This is a genomic window from Stenotrophomonas indicatrix, from assembly GCF_050573115.1.
Classification (GTDB): Bacteria; Pseudomonadota; Gammaproteobacteria; order Xanthomonadales; family Xanthomonadaceae; genus Stenotrophomonas; species Stenotrophomonas lactitubi_A.
On the sequence record NZ_JBNYZT010000003.1, the window covers coordinates 214,564 to 238,157 of the forward strand.

The 23,594-nt window shown below is 68.3% G+C and carries 10 protein-coding genes; 2 read left to right on the plus strand and 8 right to left on the minus strand.

What is annotated here, in order from left to right; genetic code table 11:
* Positions 1 to 2 precede the first annotated feature (2 nt).
* From gspG to purL, 6 genes are all read right to left on the minus strand, one after another.
* Complete coding sequence (gene gspG / locus ACQ5SA_RS09825; RefSeq protein WP_499314106.1) at positions 3 to 446, minus strand: type II secretion system major pseudopilin GspG; 444 nt, start codon at positions 444 to 446, stop codon at positions 3 to 5.
* A 49-nt stretch (positions 447 to 495) separates the two neighbouring features.
* On the minus strand, positions 496 to 1,716 hold the full coding sequence (gene xpsF, locus ACQ5SA_RS09830) for a type II secretion system protein XpsF (RefSeq protein WP_100551522.1): 1,221 nt from the start codon (positions 1,714 to 1,716) through the stop codon (positions 496 to 498).
* A gap of 24 nt (positions 1,717 to 1,740) precedes the next feature.
* Positions 1,741 to 3,462 (minus strand): type II secretion system ATPase GspE, encoded by a 1,722-nt coding sequence (gene gspE / locus ACQ5SA_RS09835; protein WP_499314107.1) that lies wholly within the window; start codon positions 3,460 to 3,462, stop codon positions 1,741 to 1,743.
* A 135-nt stretch (positions 3,463 to 3,597) separates the two neighbouring features.
* Positions 3,598 to 5,484 (minus strand): S8 family peptidase, encoded by a 1,887-nt coding sequence (locus ACQ5SA_RS09840; protein ID WP_353100341.1) that lies wholly within the window; start codon positions 5,482 to 5,484, stop codon positions 3,598 to 3,600.
* Between the two features lie 162 nt (positions 5,485 to 5,646).
* Positions 5,647 to 13,761: an ESPR-type extended signal peptide-containing protein gene (locus ACQ5SA_RS09845; RefSeq protein ID WP_499314108.1), complete on the minus strand. Its 8,115-nt coding sequence runs from the start codon at positions 13,759 to 13,761 to the stop codon at positions 5,647 to 5,649.
* 439 nt (positions 13,762 to 14,200) lie between these two features.
* A complete protein-coding gene (gene purL, locus ACQ5SA_RS09850) occupies positions 14,201 to 18,085 on the minus strand; it encodes a phosphoribosylformylglycinamidine synthase (protein WP_499314109.1) in 3,885 nt (1,294 codons plus the stop codon).
* A gap of 819 nt (positions 18,086 to 18,904) precedes the next feature.
* Between purL and ACQ5SA_RS09855 the strand changes: the two genes are divergently transcribed.
* Positions 18,905 to 21,016, plus strand: a complete 2,112-nt coding sequence (locus ACQ5SA_RS09855) for a glycosyl hydrolase family 18 protein (protein WP_499314110.1) — start codon at positions 18,905 to 18,907, stop codon at positions 21,014 to 21,016.
* A gap of 84 nt (positions 21,017 to 21,100) precedes the next feature.
* On the opposite strand, the gene ACQ5SA_RS09860 is transcribed toward ACQ5SA_RS09855, so the two are convergent.
* Positions 21,101 to 21,910: a thioredoxin fold domain-containing protein gene (locus ACQ5SA_RS09860; protein ID WP_353100844.1), complete on the minus strand. Its 810-nt coding sequence runs from the start codon at positions 21,908 to 21,910 to the stop codon at positions 21,101 to 21,103.
* Between the two features lie 100 nt (positions 21,911 to 22,010).
* Entirely contained in the window at positions 22,011 to 22,988 is a 978-nt protein-coding gene (xerD, locus tag ACQ5SA_RS09865; RefSeq protein ID WP_033830309.1) for a site-specific tyrosine recombinase XerD, read from the minus strand.
* Between the two features lie 56 nt (positions 22,989 to 23,044).
* Between xerD and ACQ5SA_RS09870 the strand changes: the two genes are divergently transcribed.
* Positions 23,045 to 23,533, plus strand: a complete 489-nt coding sequence (locus tag ACQ5SA_RS09870; protein WP_353100840.1) for an RDD family protein — start codon at positions 23,045 to 23,047, stop codon at positions 23,531 to 23,533.
* Positions 23,534 to 23,594 lie beyond the last annotated feature (61 nt).

Sequence of the window (23,594 nt, forward strand, 5' to 3'; positions counted from 1 at the left end):
GCTTACGGCTGGTAGCGGATGTCAGCGTCGACGCTGCTGCCGCCGGCCTTGCCGTCCTTGCCCAGGCTGATCAGCTCGTAGGCCTGGCCTTCGCCCGGTGCGCGGTACTCCAGCGCGTGGCCCCACGGGTCGTTGAGGTCGGCGGGCTTGGCATACGGGCCCAGCCAGCCACCGACGCCGGCCGGTGCGGTCACCAGGTCGTTGAGCGAGGCAGGCAGCTTGCCGGTGTCGATCTGGTAGTTGTCGACCTTGGAGGCAACGGTCTGCACCTGCGCCTTGGCGATGTTGGCCTTGCCGCGGTCGGCGCCGCCGAGCACGCGGCTGGCGACCAGGGTCAGCACCGCGCCGATCAGCACGATGACGATGATGATCTCCAGCAGGCTCATGCCCGACTGGTGGCGTGCGCCGGTGAAGGAAAGGCGGATCGGTCGACGGGAAGCAATCATGGTCGGTCCTTTCAGGTACGGGATGTCGGGGTTGCGAAGGAGGCCATCGTCAGCCGATGGCGTTGGTGAGGTCGTACAACGGCACCAGCACGGCCACGATCACCGCGCCGACCACCGAGGCCAGCACCAGGGTGATCGCCGGCACCATCGCCGCCAGCAGGCGGTCGATGCGGCGGGCACTGTCCTGTTCGAAGGTATCAGCAGCTTTCAGCAGCATGGTATCGAGTGCGCCAGACTCTTCGCCGACCTGGATCATCTGCAGCGCCAACCGGGGAAAACGCTTGCCGCGCGACAGCGCCAGCGACAGGCCGGTGCCGTTCTTGACCTCGTCGGCGGCGGTTTCCAGATCGGCCGCCAGCGCGCGGTTGCCGAGCACGTTGCGGGCGATGCCCAGCGCCGCCAGCAGCGGTACCCCGTTGCGCAGCAGCGTTCCCAGCGTGCGTGCAAGCCGCGCGGTTTCCAGTTCGCCCAGCAGACGGCCGATGCCGCGGCGCTGCAGCAGCCAGCCATCCAGCGCCAGCCGGAACGCTGGCTGCCGCGCCTTGCGTTCGAACAACAGCAGCAGCACGCCCGGCACCACCAGCAGCAGCACCCACCAGTCGCGTACGAACAGGCCCAGCTGCAGCACCAGGTTGGTGAACCACGGCAACGCCACGTCCAGGCTTTCGTACATCTGTGCGAACTGCGGCACCACATAGCCCAGCAGGAACAGCAGCGCACCGCCCACCACCACCAGCAGGATCGCCGGGTAGACCAGCGCGTTGATCACCTTGCCCTGCAGCGCACGGCTGCGTTCGAGGTAATCGGCCAGGCGTTGCAGGGTGTCGTGCAGGCTGCCACCGGCTTCCCCGGCGCGCACCATGTTCACGTACAGGCGCGAGAACAGGCCGTGCTGGCGTTCCAGCGCGGTCGACAGCGGCGCGCCACCGCGCACCACGTCGCGGATGTCGGTGATCGCACGGCGCGAGCGCTCGTCTTCGGGCAGGCTGAGCAGGATCGACAGCGCGCGGTCCAGTGGCTGCCCGGCACCGAGCAGGGTGGCCAGCTGCTGGGTGAACTGCAGCAGTGCCGCGCCCTGCAGCGGACGCTGGCGGAACAGGCCACGCAGGCTGCTGCCGCCAACCGCACCACCGTCGGCCAGCTGCGTTTCCATCGGCAGATGGCCCTGGTCCTGCAGGCGCGCGACCAGCTCGGCCTCGCTGGCCGCTTCCATCTGCCCGTCGAACACTTCACCGTGTGTATTCAGTGCCTTGTAACGGTAGTTCGGCATGTCAGCGTCGTCCCTGCGCGCGCATCAGCCTTCCTCGGTCACGCGCAGGACTTCCTCGAGGGTCGTCTGCCCGCTCAGGGCCTTGCTCAGGCCGTCCTCGTACATGGTGCGCATGCCGGCTTCACGGGCGATGCGTTCGATCTCGCCCATGCCATCTCGGCGCATCACCGCACGCCGCAGCGCGTCGTTCATCACCAGGAATTCCATGATGGTGGTGCGCCCCAGGTAGCCGGTCGGCGCCAGCGCCGACGGCTTCGGCCGATACAGGTGGATCGTTCCCTGCGGCTGCAGGCGACGCAGGTCGAAGCGCTCGATTTCTTCCGGCGAGGCTTCATAGCGCTCGGCATGGGTCGGCTCCAGCCGGCGCACCAGGCGCTGGGCCAGAATGCCGTTGATGGTGGAGGTGAGCAGATAGTCTTCCACGCCCATATCCAGCAGACGGGTGATGCCACCTGCCGCATTGTTGGTATGCAGCGTGGACAGCACCAGGTGGCCGGTCAACGCCGACTGGATCGCGATGCGCGCGGTTTCCAGGTCGCGCATTTCGCCGATCATGATGATGTCCGGATCCTGGCGCACGATGCTGCGCAGCGCATTGGCGAAATCCAGCCCGATCTGCGGCTTGGCCTGGATCTGGTTGATGCCCTCGATCTGGTACTCGACCGGATCTTCAACGGTGATGATCTTGACGTCGGCGGTGTTGAGCTGGCTCAGCGCGGTGTACAGCGTGGTGGTCTTGCCCGAACCGGTGGGACCGGTCACCAGCAGGATGCCGTGCGGCTGTTCAAGCACCTTGCGGAACTGCGGCAGGAAGGCATCGGTGAAGCCCAGCCGGTGGAAGTCGAACACCACCGTTTCGCGGTCCAGCAGTCGCATCACCACGCTTTCGCCGTGCGCGGTGGGTACCGTGCTGACGCGCAGGTCCAGCTCCTTGCCCTGCACGCGCAGCATGATGCGGCCGTCCTGCGGCAGGCGGCGCTCGGCGATGTTGAGCCGGGCCATGATCTTGATGCGGCTGATCACCGCGGCGGTCAGGTTGGCCGGCGGGCTCTCGCCTTCGACCAGCACGCCATCGACGCGGTAGCGCACTTTGAGTCGGTTTTCGAAAGGCTCGACGTGGATGTCCGATGCGCGCAGTTCGACTGCGCGCTGGATGACCAGGTTGACCAGGCGGATCACCGGCGCTTCCGAGGCGAGATCGCGCAGGTGCTCGATATCGTCCACCGCGCCGCCTTCGCCATCGGCGGTTTCCACGATGGCCCCCATCGCGCTGCGGCCCTGTCCGAACCAGCGCTCGACCAGGTCATCGATCTCGGCGCGCATGCCCAGCAGCGGCGTGACCGGCACGCCCAGTGCCAGCTGCACGGCCTGCTGCGGGTAAGGGTCGTGGGCGTCGGCCAGCCACAACTGCACGCCGTGTTCATCCAGCGCCAGCGGGCATACGTGGAACTGTTTGAGGAAGCGCAGTGACAGCGGCAGGCCTTCGGCCAATGCCTGCGGTGGCGACTCAGGCAGCTGCCGTCCTTCCAGCAGTGGCAGGCCAAGCACATTGGCACTGGCCTGCGCCTGGTCACGTTCGGACACCAGCCCAAGCCGTACCAGCAGGCCGAGCAGGCTGCCACCGGCCTCGGCATGCAGCGGCCGCGCACGCGCCAGATCTCCTTCCTTGAGCCGACCACGTGCCAGCAGCGCATCGAGGATGCGGCCTTCAGTGTCGTCGATGGCGGTGGCAGCGAGCGCGTTCACGTGACTCTCCTGTCGATCGTCCCGACTTTAGCAGTTAAGCCGTGGTTTCCACCCTCTCCGATTCTTCTTTCGTAAAAAGACGAAGCCCGTCACACAGGTGACGGGCCTCGCTTATTCATTTACGACAGCCCGTTATTACTGGGTCGCCAGGATGCTCACCCCGCTGTATGCGGCCTCACCCACCACCTTGATGTAGTAGGTACCGGCCACCGGCTTGGCGACGCGCACGGTTTCGGTATTGCCCGGGCGGGTCGACTTGGCATCGTTGTCGGTCGCGGTGGGCACGCGGCCCTGCGCCAGATACACCGACACGTTGCCGCTGCCGCCGTAGGTCAGCACGCTCAGCGTCTTGCCGGCCGCCGCTTCGAAGGTGTACACGGTTTCGCTGGCGGCGGCACCGGTCAGCCCACCCACGGTCACCTTGTTGGTCAGCGGAATGCCTTCCGGCTCGCAGTTCTCGGTGCACGGCTCCTTCAACGCGGCATCCAGTGCGGCCTTGGCATCGAGGATGCCGCTGCCGATCGGGGTGGCCGCCGGGATGGTCACCGGGAACTTGCGCGCGGTCTGCTTCAGCAGCGTTTCCAGTGCGGCCGGTGCCAGCGGCTCCTTGCCCTTGGCGATCAGTGCGCTCTGCACCATCGCGGCCACCGCGGCCACGTGCGGCGAGGACATCGACGTGCCGCCCTTGCCCATGTAGATCCACTGGCCACCAGTCGGGCCCTGCGTTGCATCGGTGCCGATCTGCCAGATATAGCCGTTCGGATTACCATCCACGCTGCCGCCACCGCCCGGCGCTGCCAGGTCGACCACCGTGCCGTAGTTGGAGTAGTAGGTGATGCCGCCGGTCACGCGGGTCGCACCCACGGCAACGACATTCGCGCAGCTGGACGGACGGTACTTGGAGGCGTTGTCGGTTTCGTTGCCGGCGGCCACGACCACCAGGGTACCGCGCGAGACCGCACCGTTGATCGCATCCTGGTACGCGGCATCACAGGCACCGCCGCCGCCCAGGCTCATGTTGATGATTTCGGCCGGGTTGGCATTGGCCGGAACACCCTGCACGGTACCGCCGGAGGCCCAGATGATGGCGTCGCTGATGTCGGCCAGGGTGCCGCCGCACTTGCCCAGCACGCGGACCGGCAGGACCTTGGCCTTGTAGGCCAGGCCCGCCACGGCCGAGCCGTTGTTGGCCACTTCGGCGATGGTGCCGGCGACGTGCGTGCCGTGCCAGGAGCTGTCGTCGGGCAGCGAGCCGGTGTAGCACTCGTTGGCCGTTTCCACCCAGTCGCCGTAATCGGTGGCACCCGGTGCGCGACCATCGTTCGGGCGGCGCGAGGTTTCCTTGTCACTGATGAAATCGTAGCCTTCCAGCAGGTTGCTGCCGAAGTCGGGCACGTTGGGGATGATGCCGGTATCGAGCACGGCCACCACCACGCCTTCGCCCTGCGATACGTCCCATGCCGGCTGCGCGTTCACGCCACCGGTGGCGTTGTGGAAGTTCCACTGCAGGCGCTGGTAGTCCGGATCGTTGGGCACCAGCGACGGCTGCGCGTCGGAGGCACGCAGCTCCGAGCGCTGCAGGCGCACGTTGGCGACGGCGTACTGCACCGACGGATCGGCATTCAGTTCAGCCAGCACCTTCTGCATGTCGGCGTTGCCAAGCCGGGACTTCAGCCGGACCAGGTCGGCACCGGTGCCGAGCTTGCGCTCGACCTGCGGGGCCAGCGCAGCAGCGCGGCTGGTGGTACCGGTGCTGACGATGGCGCGCGACAGCGCCGACTGCACCACCGACAGCTTGGCCGAGCGGTCGCTGGAGGCGGCCGTGCCGCTGCGATATTTGATGATGACGCCGTCCACGCTCTGCTGGGCAGCGCTGGCCAGGCGCGACGGCTCCTTGGCCACACCCTGTCCGGTCGCATGGGCGGCACCGACGCCGACAGTCAACGACAGCACGGCGGCAGCCAGCACATTGATGCGAAGGGTCTGCTTCTTGGTCACGTTCGAAATCCTCTTCAAGGTCATGGTTGAGCTTTCCTTCTCCGCCCGTTGCACGGACGGAGCTCACTACGGCCATCACTCCCTGCGACTGCCCTGGCTGGCCCACCAGGGTTGCCGTGCCACGCCCCTTTGGCGCTCACTGCTCGACGTGCCGATGGGATGGCCCACCGGCACGTTGTTGCGCACTTACCAGCCGAAGCCGGCACCAACGCCGACCGAGCTGTCATCACTGCTGAAGGCACCACCGATGGTGACCGTGGCGCGATCGCTGATCGCACGCTGGTAGCCCAGCGACATGGCCGACTCGCCGCCCTGGAAACCGATGCCGACGCCGACCCGGTTCTGGGTACGGATGCCGGCGGCACTGGTGGCCATGTTGAGCATCGCCGAGCTCATCGCGCCCTGACGGTCGATGCGGCGATCCATGTGGCGCAGGCGCCCATCAACTTCGCCCTTGAACACATCGAAGCTGTCGGTGACCGCCTGCACGCGGCTGTCGGTGTAGCTGTTGGCGGTGGTGATGCCACGATCCAGCTGGCCCTTGTTGACCGCATCGGTTGCGGTGGTACCAGCCGCCACGTTGGTGACCTGGCGTTCGTTGCCCTCGCTGCCGACCGAGACGGTGTTGGCGCGATCGGCAACCGAGCCTTGGCCCAGCGCCACCGCATTGGCCGCGGTTGCACTCGCGCCCTGGCCGACGGCAGTGGACGATGCACCACTGGCGACAGCGCCATCACCCATCGCGACGGCGTTGATGCCACCGCCGACCAGTGCCGGCTGTGCATTGCCGGCGCTGGCTGCAGTCGGAGTGCCCTGCACACGGGCAGTGGCCGTTGCCGACCCGCCATCCGCCAGGCTCGCATCGGCGCTGGCCGAAGCCGTGGCCGCGCTGGCCGCGTCGGCGTCCAGCGGAGCGGCCATCGAACGCAGGCTTGCCGCGCCGGAACGCGTGCCGCTGGCGGTACGACGATCGATCTCGCTGACCTTGCGGTCCAGTGCGCCCAGCGCGTCGCCGACGTTGCTGTAGGTCGAGCCCTGGATCACATAGTTCGGTGCAACGAACACCCCCTGCATGCCGACGCTGGCACCGCCGCCGAGGAAGCTGGCGGCATCGCTGAGCGACTGGAACAACTGCCCACCGTTGATCGCCTGGCGGCTGCCGGACGCAATGCTGCCGGCCCCGACGTTGTCGATCGTGGTGCCTTGGATACCGGCGAGGGTCAGGCGGTCACGGCTGGCATCGTCATAGCCGACCGAACTGGCCGCGCTGGTTTCAACGGTGGCGATGCGCGAGTCGAAATCACCGACGCGGGTTTCCACCGCGCCCACACGCTGGTTGGTGACGTTGAGCTGCGAACCGGTCACTGCATCGCTGCTGCCGGCGGTGATGCGGCCATCGGCGACGTTGACGATGCGGCGCGTGGCAGGGCCTGCGGTGCCGTTGCCACCACCGACCGATACCACGTTGGCTTCCAGAGCGCGTGCACCGGTGCCGAGGGCGACCGAGTTGGTCCCGGTAACGCCGCTGTTGGCACCCAGCGCAAGCGCGCCGCCACCAATGGCCGAGGCATTGGCACCCAGTGCGTTGCTGCGTGCACCGCCGGCGTTGGCCGCAGAGCCGATGGCCACTGCGTCGGTGCCGCTGGCGGTTGCAGTGCCACTGCCGCTGGCGCGGAAGTGGCGGCTGGTGGTGTCAGCGGTGGAAGCGACCGCATCCAGCTGCGCGCGGTTCACCGCATCGGTGGCCTGGGTACCGGCGGCAACGCGGGTGATCTGACGCTCTGCGCCCGCACTGCCCACCGATACCGTGTTGGCCCGATCGGCCACTGCCGATGCGCCCAGCGCCGTGCTGTTGGCGGCACTTGCGGTGGCACCGAAACCAACCGCCGTGGAACCGGCGGCGGTGGCCTTGGCGCTGTAGCCGACAGCGGTACCCAGGCGACCACTGGCCTCGGCGTAGCTGCCCAGCGCCGACGTGCCGTCGGCGGTTGCCGTGGCACGGAAGCCACTGGCCTGCGACTGCGTGCCGCTGGCGGTGGACTGCGCGCCGCTGGCGGTGCTGTAGGCACCCTTGGCCTGCGCGCCGGCGCCGGTGGCACTGGAGCCGAGTTCGCTGGCAGCAGCACCACTGCCCAGGGCTACGCTGTCCACGCCGGTGGCCTGAGCCGCATTGCCCAGCGCCGCACCGTTGGCGCCGCTGGCCAGCGCATTGAAACCGACCGCGGTAGCGTTGGCCGCAACTGCGGTGGCACCGCTGCCGAGCGCACTGGCGCCGTTGCCGATCGCATTGGCTGCTTCACCTGCAGCCAGCGCGTTGTCGCCTTCGACGTACGCCCCGGCATCGCTGTCGGCACTGCCGCTGGCCTGGAAGTGCTTGCTGGTCTTGTCGGCGACACTGGCCACTGCATCCAGCTGGCCCTTGTTCACCGCATCGGTGGTCTCGGTGCCAGCGGCAACATGGGCGACCTGGCGTTCGTTGCCTGCGCTGCCGACGGCCACCGTGTTGGCACGGTCTGCCTTCGAGCCTGCGCCAAGAGCAACGCTGTTGGCAGCGCTGGCCGTAGCACTGGCACCCAGCGCGGTGCTGTCAGCCGCATCGGCCCACGCATTCCAACCGATCGCGGTGGCGTAGTCATCGGTGGCCCAGGCACCGGCACCGAACGCCGCTGCACCGGTACCGCTGGCACGCGACGGGATCAGGCCGAAGAAGGTGCTGCCACCGATGGCGACACTCTCTGCGCCACTGGCTTCGCTGGATTGACCGACGGCGACCGCGCCGCTGCCTGCCGCTGCTGCACCGAAGCCGACAGCCGTGGTGTTGGCACCGGTCGCCGCCGAACCGTAGCCGAGCGCAGTGCCGAGGCGGCCGCTGGCTTCGCTGTAGCCACCGATGGCGGTGGTGCCATCGGCCGAGGCCGCACTGCGGAAACCACTGGCCAGCGATTGCGCACCGCTGGCGACAGCCTCTGCACCATTGGCCGTGCTGTAGACGCCGCTGGCCTGTGCAGCGGTGCCGGTGGCGGTAGCGCTGATTCCACTGGCCACCGCGCCATTGCCGAGTGCGGCACTGTCTGCGCCGGTGGCCTGTGCGTTGCTGCCCACCGCGGCCGCATTGCTGCCGGTCGCCAGCGTGTTGAAGCCGACGGCGGTCGCGTTCGCGGCCACGGCCGTGGCACCGCTGCCGAGCGCGGTTGCGCCATTGCCGATCGCATTGGCCGCTTCACCGGCAGCCAGTGCGTTGTCGCCTTCCACGTAGGCACCGGCATCGCTGTCGGCGCTGCCGCTGGCCTTGAAGTACTTGCTGGTCTTGTCCGCCGTGGCTGCGACGGCATCGAGCTGGTTCTTGTTGACCGCATCGGTGCCTTCGGTGCCGGCGGCCACATGGGCGACCTGGCGTTCGCTGCCGGCACTGCCGACGGCCACCGTGTTGTCACGGTCCGCCTTGGAGCCTGCGCCCAGGGCCACGCTGTTGGCGCCGTTGGCGGTAGCGCTGGCACCCAGCGCAGTCGACTCGGCGCCATCGGCCCACGAGTTCCAGCCGATGGCGGTGGCGTAGTCGTCGGTGGCCCAGGCACCGGCACCGAACGCCGCTGCGCCGTAGCCACTGGCACGCGACGGCACCAGGCCGAAGAAGGTGCTGCCACCGATGGCCACGCTTTCATCGCCGCTGGCTTCGCTGGATTGACCGACGGCGACTGCGCCGCTGCCTGCTGCTGCCGCACCGAAACCGACAGCCGTGGTGTTGGCACCGGTCGCCGCCGAGCCGTAGCCCAGCGCGGTGCCGAGGCGGCCGCTGGCTTCGCTGTAACCACCGATGGCGGTGGTGCCATCGGCCGAGGCCGCACTGCGGAAACCACTGGCCAGCGACTGCGCACCGCTGGCGACAGCCTCCGCACCGTTGGCGGTGCTGTAGACGCCGCTGGCCTGTGCAGCGGTGCCCGTGGCGGTGGCGCTGATGCCGCTGGCGACCGCACCGCTGCCGAGCGCCGCGCTGTCTTCACCGGTCGCCTGCGCGTTGTTGCCCACTGCAGCCGCATTGCCGCCGCTGGCCAGGCTGTTGAAGCCCACCGCCGTCGCGTTCGCAGCTACCGCCGTTGCGCCACTGCCAAGTGCCGTGGCACCGGTGCCGATCGCATTGGCCGCTTCACCGGCGGCCAGCGCGCTGTCGCCTTCCACGTAGGCACCGGCATCGCTGTCGGCGCTGCCACTGGCCTGGAAGTACTTGCTGGTCTTGGCCCCTTCGGCGGCCACGGCGTCCAGCTGATCCTTGTTCACCGCGTCGGTACCCTGGGTACCCGCTGCCACGTTGGTGATCTGGCGGGTGTTGCCGCCGCCCCCCACCGACACGGTGTTGTCGCGGTCGGCAATCGAATCGGCACCCAGCGCCACGCTGTTGGCACCGCGCGATTCAGCCGCATTGCCCAGCGCGGTGCTGTTGGTGCCCGCCGCATAGGCGCCGCCACCGACCGCGGTGGAATAGTCGCCGGATGCTTCGGTCGCCAGCAGGCCGAACAACGAACCACCAACAGCCACGGCATTGGTGCCGGTAGCCAGGCTGCCCTGGCCGGTGGCGGTACTGTAGGCACCGGATGCTTCCGAATCGCCGCCGAGCGCCACGCTGTTGGAGCCGGAGGCGTTGGCGAAGTTGCCGAAGGCGGTGGCGTTGAATGCCGATGCGTTGGCGTAACCACCGATGGCCGTGCTGTAGCCGCCGGTCGCTTCGGCACCGATGCCGAACGCCGCCGAAGCGGTGCCGCTGGCCACGCTTTCACTGCCGACCGCCGTGGCGGCCTCACCGCTGGCGTTGCTGAAGTAGCCCACCGCCACGGCTTCTTCGCCGCTGGCCTCGGACAGCACACCGGTAGCAGTGCTGCCGGCGCCGCTGGCCACCGAGGCCGCACCGAAGGCCGCGCTCTGCTCGCCACTGGCTTCGCTCTCGGCACCGTGCGCGGTGGCGTATTCGCCAGTCGCCTGTGCGTTGGCACCGATGGCGCTGGCATTGGCTGCAGTGGCCAGCGCATTGAAGCCGATGGCCTGTGCATTGCTGCCCAGCGCATTGGCGCCACTGCCCAGCGCGGTTGCGCCGTTGCCGATGGCGTTGGCCGATTCACCAGCGGCCAGCGCGTTGTCACCTTCCACGTAGGCACCGGCGTTGCTGTCGGCACTGCCGCTGGCCTGGAAGTACTTGCTGGTGGTCGCCGCACTGGCTGCAACCGCATCGAGCTGCGACTTGTTCACCGCATCGGTGGCCTGGGTACCGGCCGCCACGCTGGTGATCTGCCGCTCGTTGCCGGCGCTGCCCACCGACACGCTGCGGTCACGGCTGGCCACCGAACCGGCACCCAGCGCAACCGCGTTGTTGCCGCTGGCCGCACTGCCCGCGCCCAACGCAATCGCACTTTCACCGCCAGCCACTGTGTTGGTGCCGATGGCGATGCTGTTGATGCTGTTGCCCAGCGCCTGGAAGCCCAGCGCAACACTGTTGTCGCCGTAGCTGAAGGCGCCGCGGCCGACAGCGGTGGAACTGATGCCGTTGGCCCAGCTGTTGTAGCCGATGGAGGTCGCGCCGTTGGCACTGGCCCATGCCGCCGGACCAAACGCCGAGGCATTGCGGCCGGTGGCCCAGGCACCCGCGCCGAAGGCGGTGGCACCCTCCTCGCTGGCGGTGCTGTAACCACCCACGGCGGTGCTGTCGTCGGACTTGGCGAAGGCACTGTCACCGATGGCGACGGCATAGCTGCCGGTAGCGCGCGACTTGCCGCCCGCCGCAAAGCTGTTGTCGCCGGTGGCCTGTGCCGCATTGCCGAAGGCGCTGCTGCTGGCACCGGTCGCCTGCGCAGCATTGCCGACGGCGGTGGAACCGGCCGAAGCGGTGGTGCCGATCTGCACCGGGTTGCCCTGGTCATCCAGCAGCGGCTGGTTGTATTCGTCGTACGCCTGGCCCAGGCCACCCACGGCCACTGCACCATCACCGTCGGCGAAGGTATTGCGACCCAGTGCCACGCTGTCGGCGCCGATGGCCGCAGCGCCTGCGCCCTGTGCCAGCGCGCCGGCACCGATGGCATTGCTGGCCGAACCTGCCGCGACCGCACCCTCGCCTTCTGCATAGGCGCCGGCATCGCTGCCGCTTTCCGGCTGCGCCTGGAAGAAGCGCGCGGTGGTGTCGGCGGTGCTGGCTACGGCGTCCAGCTGGGCCTTGTTCACCGCATCGGTGGCTTCGCTGCCGGCTGCCACGCTGGTGATCTGCCGCTCGTTGCCGGCACTGCCCACGGCCACGCTGTTGGCGCGCACCGCTTCGGAATTCGCACCCAGAGCAACGCTGTTGGCACCGCGCGCGGTGGCGTAGTAGCCAACGGCGGTGCTCTGCGCGCCACTGGCCCAGGTCTGTGCACCCAGTGCGCTGGCGTTCTCGCCCGGCGCATAGGCGAAGTAGCCAACGGCAACCGAGTCGGTGCCGGAGGCCTCGGTCAGGCTGCCGTTGGCCACGGCATGGTCGCCGCTGGCAATCGCGCCGGCACCGACGGCCGTGGCCGCTTCGCCGCTGGCCTGGGTCTGCACGAAGAAGCCCAGGCCCGGGATCAGATCGGCCGGACCACCGACGGCCACGCTGCTGGTGCCGGTAGCGTTGCTCTGCGTACCGACGGCCGTGGAGTAGTCGCCGATGGCATTGGAGACCGCACCGAACGCCGACGACTGCGCACCTGCCGCGTAGGCACCCACGCCGTACGCCGAGGCGGCGAAACCACCGGCATCGGCGCTGGCACCGACGGCGGTACCACCGACCCCAGCACTGGTGGCACCGGTCTCTACCGGCACGCCACCACTGGTGATCAGCGGATTGCCATCGGCATCCACCGCAGCACCGCCGACGGCGACGCTGCCCGGACCGACTGCCTGTGCGTTGTTGCCGAAGGCAGCACTGTTCTGGCCCGATGCCAGCGCGTTGTTGCCGACCGCAGTGGCGTTCTGCGCGACAGCGGTTGCACCCGCACCGACGGCGGTCGTGCCGTTGCCGATCGCATTGGCAGCTTCGCCAGCGGCGAGCGCGTCATCTCCCTCGGCCAATGCGCCGGCATCGCTGTTGCTGCTGCCGGTGGCCTGGAAGCGCTTGGCGGTGGTCTCGGCTACTGCCGCCACGCCCTTCAACTGGCCGACGTTGACCGCATCGGTATCTTCGGTACCTGCGGCAACGCTGGTGATCTGCCGGGTCAGGCCGTAGTCGACCGCACCTACCGACACGGTATCCACGCGATCGGCCAGCGAGCCGGCGCCAAGCGCCACGCTGCCGGTGGCCACGGCGGCCGAATTGGAACCCAGCGCGGTGCTGTACTCGCCTACCGCCGTGCTGAACGCACCGACGGCAATCGACGCTTCGTTGGCAGCAGTCGCACCGCGGCCCAGCGAGGTGCTGCCCGGGCCCATCGCCACTGCGCCTGCACCCACCGCAGTTGCGCCATCGGCGCTGGCTTCGGACAGTGCACCCAGTGCGGTGGCTGCGCCGTTCTCGCTGGCGGCAACGGCATGGGCACCAACGGCGGTATCGCCAAGGCCGAATGCGGCCGCGCTCTGCCCGACCACCACGCTGGCGTCACCGAAGGCGAGCGCGTTCTGGCCGAAGGCACTGGCACCGACTCCCGCAGCAATCGCTTGGGTGCCGACCGCAGTGGTGGCGTTGGCCAGCGACTGGCTGCCACTGCCGACGGCAATCGCGCCGTCGCCTTCGATCTTCGCCGCGTCGCTGTTGTCACCCGCGCCATCGGCCTTGAAATAACGGCTGCCCTCGGCCGCCGCCTGCGCAAGCGCAGCCTGCGTGGCGCGTGCCTGTGCATCCAGCTGCGCCTTGTTCACTGCATCGGTGGCGGCGGTACCGGCGGCGACGTTGGTCACCTGCCGTTCCTTGCCAGCATCACCGACAGAGACGGTGTTGGCGCGCGCTGCCTTGGAACCGGCGCCCAGCGCCACGCTGTTGGCGCCGGTGGCACTGGTACCCGCACCGATCGCCACGGCATTGCTGCCCTTGGCGCTGGCAGTGCCATCGACCGCGCACTTGTCCACCACTTTGCTGTTGAGCACCACGCAGTTCGCGCTGCCGCCAATCTCGACCGACTGCGCCGAAGCGATGCCGGTCATTCCCAGTCCCATTGCCAAGGCCAACGCTGCGGCCAGTCGTGCCGGCGCGGCATCCGTCGCACTGCGGCGCTGATCAACGACCCCGCCTGATGAGCTGGAAGAGGCCAGTTCCGAGGCCACCACCAACTGACCCAGTGCTTTGTTCCAGACCTTGCGATAAATCCGATTCATCGGTACGGCTCCTGATTGGACTGGTTTTGGGCAAAGCAACGCCACCGCCGAACCTTCGTGGTTCAACGTCCCCTGGGGGCGTTATTCGCGTGATTTACTGCGGGGTATTGCCGAACGGCGCGCAGGGACAGAAAACCGAGCGCATGCGCCGTGCGGTTACTGCGGGATGAACAGATTTGAAACGGGGGTCAAGTGTTAACGGCATCTTTGCGAATCGTCAAGACTTTGACGCAGCAAAAGCGATTGCCGTGAAGCAGTTCACTGTTTCACTTGTTTATGTACGTATTTTGTTAGGCGTACGTGATGGAATCTTCACGCATGAAAACGTATGTAACTAATGGCCAGTGCAGAAGTTTCCGTATTCAAAAAGAAAAACCCGCCGGTTTCCCGGCGGGTTTCCATACGCGATGGCATCGTCAGCTGCGCAACGCGTGTGCGATCAACCGCACCACACCCGTGCGTTGCGGAACATGCGCATCCAAGGTGAATCGCCCTGCCACTCGGCTGGGGCCCAGCTCAGGTTGAGCGCGCGCGGGGTGCGCTCCGGGTGCGGCATCATGATCGTCACCCGGCCGTCGGTGCTGGTCAGGCCGGTGATGCCGTCGGGCGAGCCGTTCGGATTCAGCGGGTACTGGCTGGCGACGTTGCCGTTGCCGTCGATGTAGCGCAACGCGACACGGGCTGTGGCCTGGTCGACGGCGTTGTCGAACACCGCCTGGCCTTCGCCATGCGCCACCGCCACCGGCAGGCGGGAACCGGCCATGCCACGCAGCAGGATCGACGGCGACTCCACCACTTCCAGCAGCGCGGTGCGGGCTTCGAACTGCTCGCTGGCGTTGCGGCGGAACTGCGGCCAGTGTTCGGCACCGGGGATGATGTCCTTCAGCTGGCTCATCATCTGGCAGCCGTTGCACACGCCCAGGGCGAAGCTGTCCTCGCGCGCGAAGAACGCAGCGAAGGCATTGCGCAGCGCAGTGCGCTCGAGGATCGAGGTCGCCCAGCCACGGCCGGCACCGAGCACGTCGCCGTAGCTGAAGCCGCCGCAGGCGACCAGGCCGGTGAAGTCCTGCAGCGCCACGCGGCCTTCGATGAGGTCGCTCATGTGTACGTCGAATGCGCGGAAGCCGGCACGTTCGAAGGCGTTGGCCATTTCAATCTGGCCGTTGACGCCCTGTTCGCGCAGGATCGCAACGCGCGGACGCGCCCCGGTCTGCACGAACGGTGCGGCAACATCCTCATTGAGGTCGAAGCTCAGCTTCGGCTTCAGGCCCGGCGCGGTGAAGGCGCGGGCGATCTCGCGCTCGGCATCGGCGTTGGCCGGATTGTCGCGGCGCTTCTGCATCGCGTGGGTCACCGACCACCAGGCATCGAACAGTGCTTCCCAGCGCCATTCGGCCAGCGAGTCACCGCCCAGCGACACCCGCACCACCGGCGCGGTGGTCGGCTTGGCGATGCGCTGCGCGCACTCGGTCAGCGCGTGGCGCTCGACCAGGTCGGCGAACGCGGCGCGGTCTTCGCGGGCGATCTGCACGACGGCGCCCAGCTCTTCATTGAACAGGCTGCGGAACGGATCATCGCCCCAGGCGTCGAGGGTGATGTCCAGGCCCAGGCGCGAGGTGAAGGCCATTTCGCACAGCGCGGCGAACGCACCACCGTCGCTGCGGTCGTGGTACGCGCGCAGCAGGCCGGCCTGGCGTGCATCGCGGATCAGCTCGAAGAAGCCACGCAGGCGCTGCGGGTCGTCCAGGTCCGGGGCGGCGCCGGCGAACGCAGGCAGGTCGCCATGGTCAGCGTGCACCTGGGCCAGGATCGAACCGCCCAGGCGCTGCTTGCCGGCACCGAGGCCGATCAACCACAGCTCGCTGTCGATATCGCGGTCCAGCAGCGGGGTCAGCTGCTGGCGTGCATCGGCCACCGGCGCGAACGCGGTGATCACCAGCGACACCGGCGACACGCTCTTGTGCGCTTCGCCCTGGTCGTGCCACTGCGCCTGCATCGACAGCGAGTCCTTGCCCACCGGGATGCTGATGTCCAGCTGCGGGCACAGTTCCATGCCCACCGCCTTCACCGCGTCGTACAGCAGCGCGTCTTCGCCCGGGTGGCCGGCAGCGGCCATCCAGTTCGCCGACAGCTTGATTTCATCCAGCGCATCGACCGGGGCCGCGCACAGGTTGGTCAGTGCCTCGCCCACGGCCATGCGGGCCGAAGCAGCCGCGTCCAGCAGCGCCAGCGGCGTGCGTTCGCCCAGTGCCATCGCCTCGCCGGCCACGCCGTCGAAATCGGCCAGGGTGATCGCCACGTCGGCCACCGGCAGCTGCCACGGGCCGACCATCTGCTCGCGCGCGGTCAGGCCGCCGACACTGCGGTCACCGATGGTGACCAGGAAGTTCTTGGAGGCCACCGTCGGGTGCGCGAGCACGCGCAGACCGGCTTCCTGCAGATCCAGACCACCGGTCTTCAGTGCCGGCCAGCGCGGTGCCGGCGGGTGCGCGGTATCGCGGTGCATCTTCGGCGGCTTGCCGAACAGCACGTCCATCGGCAGGTCGATCGGCGCATCGGCCGGGATGTTGCCCGGCACGGCGCCATAAGCCACCACCAGGTGTTCGGCTGCAGTGGCGACACCGACCGCAGCGAACGGGCAGCGCTCGCGTGCGCACAGCGCAGCGAATTCGGCCAGGCGCTCCTGCGCCACACCGAGTACGTAGCGCTCCTGCGATTCGTTGCACCACAGCTGCATCGGCGACAGCGACGGATCGTCGGTGGGCACCTTGCCCAGGTCGATGATGCCGCCCACGCCGGAGTCGTGCAGCAGTTCGGGAATGGCATTGGACAGGCCACCGGCACCGACGTCATGGAAGAACTTGATCGGGTTGTTGGTACCCATCGCCACGCAGCGGTCGATGACCTCCTGGCAGCGACGCTCCATTTCCGGGTTGTCGCGCTGCACGCTGGCGAAGTCCAGGTCCTCGGCGCTTTCACCGGAGGCGACCGAACTGGCGGCACCGCCGCCGAGGCCGATCAGCATCGCCGGGCCGCCGAGCACGATCACGGCATCGCCGTCCTGCAGCAGGATCTTGTCGACCTGCACGCGATCGATGGCACCGAGGCCACCGGCCAGCATGATCGGCTTGTCGTAGGCGCGCACCAGGTCGGCGCCTTCCGGCAGTTCGAAGCTGCGGAAGTAGCCGAGCAGGGCCGGGCGGCCGAACTCATTGTTGAACGCGGCGCCGCCGAGCGGGCCGTCGGTCATGATTTCCAGTGCCGGCGCCATGCGCGGGTTCAGCGCGCGCGGCGCTTCCCACGGCTGCGGCAGCTCGGGAATGCGCAGGTGCGAGACCGAGAAACCGCTCAGGCCGGCCTTCGGCTTGCCGCCACGACCGGTTGCGCCTTCGTCGCGGATTTCACCACCGGCGCCGGTCGACGCGCCCGGGAACGGCGCGATCGCGGTCGGGTGATTATGCGTTTCCACCTTGATCTGGAACGCGCTGGGCACCTGCGGTTCGCGGCGGTACTCGCCGCTGGCCGGGTCCGGGCGATAACGCGAGGCCGGATGGCCTTCGATCACCGCCGCGTTGTCGCTGTACGCGCTGAGCGTGTGCTGCGGCGTCTGCTGGTGGGTGTTCTTGATCATCCGGAACAGCGAGCGGTCCTGCTCCTGGCCGTCGATGGTCCAGCTGGCATTGAAGATCTTGTGCCGGCAGTGCTCGGAATTGGCCTGCGCGAACATCATCAGTTCCACGTCCGACGGCGACCGGCCCAGCGCGGTGAAGCGCTCGCGCAGGTAGTCGATCTCGTCCTGTGCCATGGCCAGGCCGAGGCGCTGGTTGGCGGCCTCCAGCTGGTCCACCGGTACGCGCTCGAGTTCGCCACGGGCCGGGGTCGAGAACAGGGACTGGCCCTGATCGACGGTCTCCAGCACCGACTGCGTCATCGGGTCGTGCAGCACCTTGATCAGTGCCTGCTGGGCGGCAGCGTCTGTCGGCCAGCCCTGGACGTCGATGCGCAGGCCACGCTCGACCCGGCTTACCGGCTGGCCGGCACCGCGGACCAGTTCGCTGGCCTTGCTCGACCACGGCGACAGCGTGCCCAGGCGCGGCACCACGATGCGGCTGACCGCACCATCCGCGACCGCCTCGGACTGCGGGCGGGCTTCCAGGATGCGGCACAGGGTATCGACGTCGGGGGCGGCAGTGCCCTCGGCCTGCACGAAGTAGACGTGCCAGGCACCGCTGATGCGCAGGGAGGGAGCGATGGACTGCAGGCGGGATTCAAGACGTTCGCGGCGGAACGGCGACAGGGCGGGCGCGCCCTCGAGGACCATCATGTCCGGGGAACCGTAGTTGGGAAACGGGCCCGACATTGTACCGGAAGCGGGGGTGGGCTTCGGCCGGGCGGCGCCCGGCACCCGCAGAGGCCAGAGCGCAGGCAACGGCCAAAGCAACAGCGGGCATTCCGCGGGATGGCGGGGTGGGTCCGGTTGCGGGGGACGCCGTGAATACGTCCATGTAGGCTCGGGCGCGCCATCCATGGCGCTCACGCCCCCGCAACCGGACCCACCCCGCCTTCGACAAATCTCCGCGATCTGTCGGCAGTTTAACGCCATGCGTAGATGCCCCCGGTAGTGCCGGCCGCTGGCCGGCAACCACAGGAATGCCTGCAATCAGACGCCTGAGAGCGAAGCGATCGGCGTTTGATCTTGATTTTTTGTTCTGTCTTTCGTGGCTGGCGCGCGCATGAATCTGTCCGTGGCCGGGTGGGTGGGCTGCGCAGGGGCGTGAGCCGCATGGATGCGGCGACCGAGCCTACAGGGACGTATTCACGGCGTCCCCTGCGCAGCCCACCCGCCCGGCCCACCCCCAGAAATCCGCTGTAAACGACCAACCCCAACCACGAGGGGGCTCCGCCGATGGCCGCCGACCGCGCGCCAGCGCCGCTCTCGCCCAAATCCCCGAACCATGCGCTCGCTCACGGATTGACCACGCAATTGATGACAACGTTGTCCCCACCTGGCGCCGGACTCTCTCCCCGGCCCACCAGGTACCTCCGTCCGCCCCCTCCGTCGCCTTCCCGGGCGATGTCCGGACCCTGCGTTACGTGCGGCGCCGTCTTGGCCCGTGCGCCAACCATCGATCGGAGACACACCATGTACGACCCGCTTGTGCAGAGTGCCGATGTACGCAGTGCCCGCCCTTCCCTTCATCGCTGTCGCCCGCGCCGTCTGGCCTGGCTGCTGGCTCTCGCCGGGGCGGTTGCCCTGCCCGGCCTGGCCCAGGCCGCCAGCTGTGCCGGCGTGGCCGAATGGGACCAGGCCAAGATCTACCGGAGTGGCGATACCCTGCAGAAAGGAGGCGTCCTCTACCGGGCGAACCAGGACATCTGGAACGCGCCGCCGGACCATCCGGCCGGGGCGCCCTACTACACCAACCTCGGCGCCTGCGACGGCGGCGGGGTCAACCAGCCGCCAGTGGTCAGCCTGACCTCGCCGGCCAACGGCGCCACCTTCAGCGCCGGCAGCACGGTCAACGTGACCGCCAATGCCAGTGATGCGGACGGCAGCGTCAGCAAGGTCGAGTTCTTCCGCGATGGCAGTTCGCTGGGCGTCGACACCAGCGCGCCGTACAGCGCCAGCTGGGCCAACGCCAGCGCCGGCAGCCACACCCTGCGCGCGGTCGCCACCGACAACAACAACGCCACCGCCAGCACCGCGACCATCACCATCACCGTCAACGCGGCCAGTGGCGATACCACCGCACCCAGCGTGCCCGGCGGCCTGGCCGTGGGCACCCGCACCGCCAACAGCATCGCGCTCAGCTGGAGTCCGTCCACCGACAACACCGGTGGCAGCGGCCTGGCCGGCTACGACGTATACCGCAACGGCAGCCTGGTCGGTTCACCGTCCAGCGCCAGCTATGTCGATGGCGGGCTGACTGCCTCCACCAGCTACAGCTACCGCGTGCGCGCCCGCGACAACGCCGGCAATGCATCGGCGCAGGGCACCGCGGTGACCGCCAGCACACTGGCCGGCGACGGTGGCACCACCGGCAAGCGGGTCATCGGCTACTTCACCCAGTGGGGCATCTATGGCCGCAACTACCGGGTCAAGAACATCGACAGCAGTGGTTCGGCTGCGCGCCTGACCCACATCAACTACGCCTTCGGCAACGTGCGCAACAACCGCTGCGAAGTAGGCATCACCCAGGCGTCGGACCCGAACAGCGGTGCCGGTGGCGATGCCTTCGCCGACTACAGCAAGGCCTTCAGTGCCGGCGAAAGCGTGAGCGGCAGCGCCGATACGTGGGACCAGCCGCTGCGTGGCAACTGGAACCAGCTCAAGCAGCTCAAGGCCAAGTACCCGGGCATGAAGGTGCTGATCTCGCTGGGTGGCTGGACCTGGTCGCGCGGCTTCTCCAGCGCGGCGCAGCCGGCCAACCGCCAGGCCTTCGTCGCCTCGTGCATCGACGCCTACATCAAGGGCAACCTGCCGGTGACCGACGGCGCCGGTGGCCCGGGTGCGGCGCTGGGTGTGTTCGACGGCATCGACATCGACTGGGAATACCCGGTGGCCTGCGGTATTGCCTGCGGCACGCCCGCGGACAATGCCAACTTCACCGCGCTGATGGCCGAGTTCCGCCGCCAGCTCGATGCGGTGCGTCCGGGCTTGTTGCTGACGGTGGCGGTCGGCGCCGGCATCGACAAGATCCGCGTCACCGATCCGGCCGCGTACCACCCGTACCTGGACTACATCAACGTGATGACCTACGACTTCCACGGTGCGTGGGATGCGAAGACCAATCACCAGTCGGCGCTGTTCGATTCGCCGAGTGATCCGTCCACCGGCGACCAGAAGCTGTACAACAGCAACGACGCCATCGAGGCCTTCATCAGCCGCGGTGTTCCCGCCGCCAAGCTCAACCTGGGCATCGGTTATTACGGGCGTGGCTGGACCGGCGTGACCAACGCCAACAACGGCCTGTACCAGAGCGCCACCGGTGCGGCACCCGGCACGTATGAAGCCGGCATCGAAGACTGGAAGGTGCTGAAGAACCTGGCGTGGCCGGGCTACACCGACAATACCGCCGGTGCCACCTGGATCTACAACGGCAGCACGCTGTGGAGCTTCGATACTCCGGCCAACATCACCCGCAAGATGGGCTACGTGAAGACCCAGGGATTGGGCGGTGCGTTCGTCTGGGAGTTCAGCGGCGACGATGCGCAGGGCACGCTGACCAAGGCGGTCAGTGATGGCCTGAAGTAGGAAAAAGGCCGGGGGCGCACTGCGTCCCCGGCCTCATTCGCGTTGCCACATCCGCCGGGCCAGGCCCGGCGCAATCGCATCAGATCAGCGGCCGCCGCCTGCAGCGCCTGCAGCCGAGCGCTTCTCCAACGCGGCACGCAGCTGCGCCGGCGGCAGGTAGCCGCCGAGCTGGGTGCCATCCGGCGCGAAGATGGCCGGCGTTCCGTTCACGCCCAGCTGCTGGCCCAAGGCGTACTGCATCGCCACCGGGTTGGTGCAGTTCTTCGCGGCCACCGTGCCACCGCGCTTGGCATTGGTCAGCGCCTGGCGACGATCGGCCGCGCACCAGACCGAGATCATGTCGGTGTAATCCTTGCTGCCCAGCCCCATGCGCGGGAAGGCCAGGTATTCAACGGTGATGCCGTTGCGGTTGAGCTCGGCGATGTCCTGGTGCAGCTTGCGGCAGTAGCCGCATTCGATGTCGGTGAACACGCTGATGGTGTATTTCGCGTTCGGCGCGGCGAACACGATGCGGTCGCCATGATTGGCCTTGGCCAGCAGGTCGCGGCGGTAGCCCAGCAGGCCTTCGCTGTTGGCCGGGCTCTTGGCACGGGTGTCGTAGGGCTGCGACTGGAACAGGTAACGGCCGTCGTCGGAGACGTACAGCAGCTGGCCGGAGACCACCACTTCACGGAAGCCCGGGAACGGCGCGGCGCCGATGTAGTCCACCTGGAAGCCGGGGTTGAGCTCGGTCAGGGCCTTGCGCACGGCCTGCTCGGCCGGAGCATTGGCGGTGGCGGCAGGACCGGCCTTGGCTGCCGCTGCGGCGGGCGCCTTTGCGGCTGGCGGGGCGGGCTGGGCGCAGGCACTCAGGCTGAGCGCGCCGAACACGGCGGCGATGGCGAATCGGAGCATGGAGCAGTCCGCAGCAGAAAGAAGACTTCGGATTCTGACACAGCCATCCTGAGCGGTCCGCGATGCCGCGCACAGGGCCGGCAGGGGTTCAGCCGTGGGCTCAGCCGCGTGGATGATGGCGGGCGTGCAGTTTCTGCAGGTGTTCGCGCGCGACCAGCGTGTAGATCTGGGTGGTGGACAGCGAGCTGTGGCCCAGCAGCATCTGCAGCGCGCGCAGGTCGGCGCCGCGGTTCAGCAGATGAGTGGCAAAACTGTGCCGCAGACCATGCGGACTGATCCGCGCCGGGTCGATACCGGCCACCGCCGCATAGCGCTTGACCAGGTGCCAGAACGCTTGGCGGGTCAAGCCATGCAACGCAGGCTCGATGAACAAGGGCGTCTGCCCGTCGGCCAGCGCCTGCACCTTGCCCTTGCCCACCAGTTGCGGTCGCGACTGCTGCAGGTAGCGTTCCAGCCAGTACTGCGACTCCTCGCCCAGCGGCACCAGGCGTTCCTTGCTGCCCTTGCCGGTCACCCGCAGCACGCCCTGGCGCAGGTTCACCGCCGTGGCGGGCAACAGCACCAGCTCGCTCACCCGCAGCCCGGCGGCATACATCAGTTCCAGCATGGCGCGGTCGCGCAGGCCGAGCGGACTGTCGATATCCGGCGCCGCCAGCAGCGCATCGATCTGGCTCTCGGCCAGTGCCTTGGGCAGCAGCCGTGGCAGCTTGGGTGGGTCGAGCAGTGCACTGGGATCTTCGCTGCGCTCGCCACGGCGCACGGCATCGGCAAAGAACGCGCGCAGCGCCGACAGCAGGCGCGCGTTGCTGCGCGGCGACCAGTTGTGGCGGGTGCGCCAGGCCAGGTAATCGAACAGGCCGGCGCGTTCAACACCGGCCAGCCCCCCGTCGCGTCCATCACACCAGCGCGCCAGGCCTTCAAGGTCGCGGCGGTAGCTGTCCAGCGTGGCGCGGGCCAAGCCGTGCTCGGCCCAGATCGCGTCGAGGAAACGCTGGATGCGCTGGCTGTCCTCGCCGCGCAGTTCGGGCAGTTGCTGGACCAGCTGACGACGTTCGGCGGGGGTGGAAGTGACGGCCATGCACGCAGGATACGAGGCCAACTGCGGGCACGGCCAGCATTGCGTATGCTCGGCACATGTCGAGCCCCGCCACCGATGCGGCCCACGTCGCCGCTGATACGCCCCGCCCGCGCGCGCTGCTGCTGTGGCGCCTGCTGGCGATGATCTATGACGCGTTGCCGGTGCTGGCCCTGTGGATGCTGGCCGGCACCGTGTTCACCCTGGCCTATACGTTCAGCGGCCATGCGCAGCGCGACAACATCGCGCCTTTCAGCGCATGGCAATGGCTGCTGTGGGCAGTGTGCTGGGGTTTGACCGGGTGGTATGCCACCGCCAGCTGGCGGCGCGGCGGGCAGACACTGGGCATGCGCCCGTGGCGCTTGAAGCTGGAATCACGCGATGGCACGCCGCTGCGACGCGGCCAGCTGTGGCTGCGGTTCGCGGTGGCCACGCTGTCGTTGTTGCTGGGCGGAGTGGGCTTCTGGTGGGCGCTGGTGGATCGCCAGCGGCTGACCTGGCACGACCGTGCGAGCGCCACGCGGGTGCTGCGGATGCCGAAGCGCTGAACTGTGCTGGTAGCGCCGGGCCATGCCCGGCGGACGTGGGATATCGGACACCTTCGCCGTG

Excerpts from the sequence above, each read along its gene's own strand:
- gspG (WP_499314106.1), bottom strand. The coding sequence starts at position 446 with ATGATTGCTTCCCGTCGACCGATCCGCCTTTCCTTCACCGGCGCACGC.
- xpsF (WP_100551522.1), bottom strand. The coding sequence starts at position 1,716 with ATGCCGAACTACCGTTACAAGGCACTGAATACACACGGTGAAGTGTTC.
- ACQ5SA_RS09840 (WP_353100341.1), bottom strand. The coding sequence starts at position 5,484 with ATGACCTTGAAGAGGATTTCGAACGTGACCAAGAAGCAGACCCTTCGC.
- ACQ5SA_RS09845 (WP_499314108.1), bottom strand. The coding sequence starts at position 13,761 with ATGAATCGGATTTATCGCAAGGTCTGGAACAAAGCACTGGGTCAGTTG.
- purL (WP_499314109.1), bottom strand. The coding sequence starts at position 18,085 with ATGATGGTCCTCGAGGGCGCGCCCGCCCTGTCGCCGTTCCGCCGCGAA.
- ACQ5SA_RS09855 (WP_499314110.1), top strand. The coding sequence starts at position 18,905 with ATGTACGACCCGCTTGTGCAGAGTGCCGATGTACGCAGTGCCCGCCCT.
- ACQ5SA_RS09860 (WP_353100844.1), bottom strand. The coding sequence starts at position 21,910 with ATGCTCCGATTCGCCATCGCCGCCGTGTTCGGCGCGCTCAGCCTGAGT.
- xerD (WP_033830309.1), bottom strand. The coding sequence starts at position 22,988 with ATGGCCGTCACTTCCACCCCCGCCGAACGTCGTCAGCTGGTCCAGCAA.
- ACQ5SA_RS09870 (WP_353100840.1), top strand. The coding sequence starts at position 23,045 with ATGTCGAGCCCCGCCACCGATGCGGCCCACGTCGCCGCTGATACGCCC.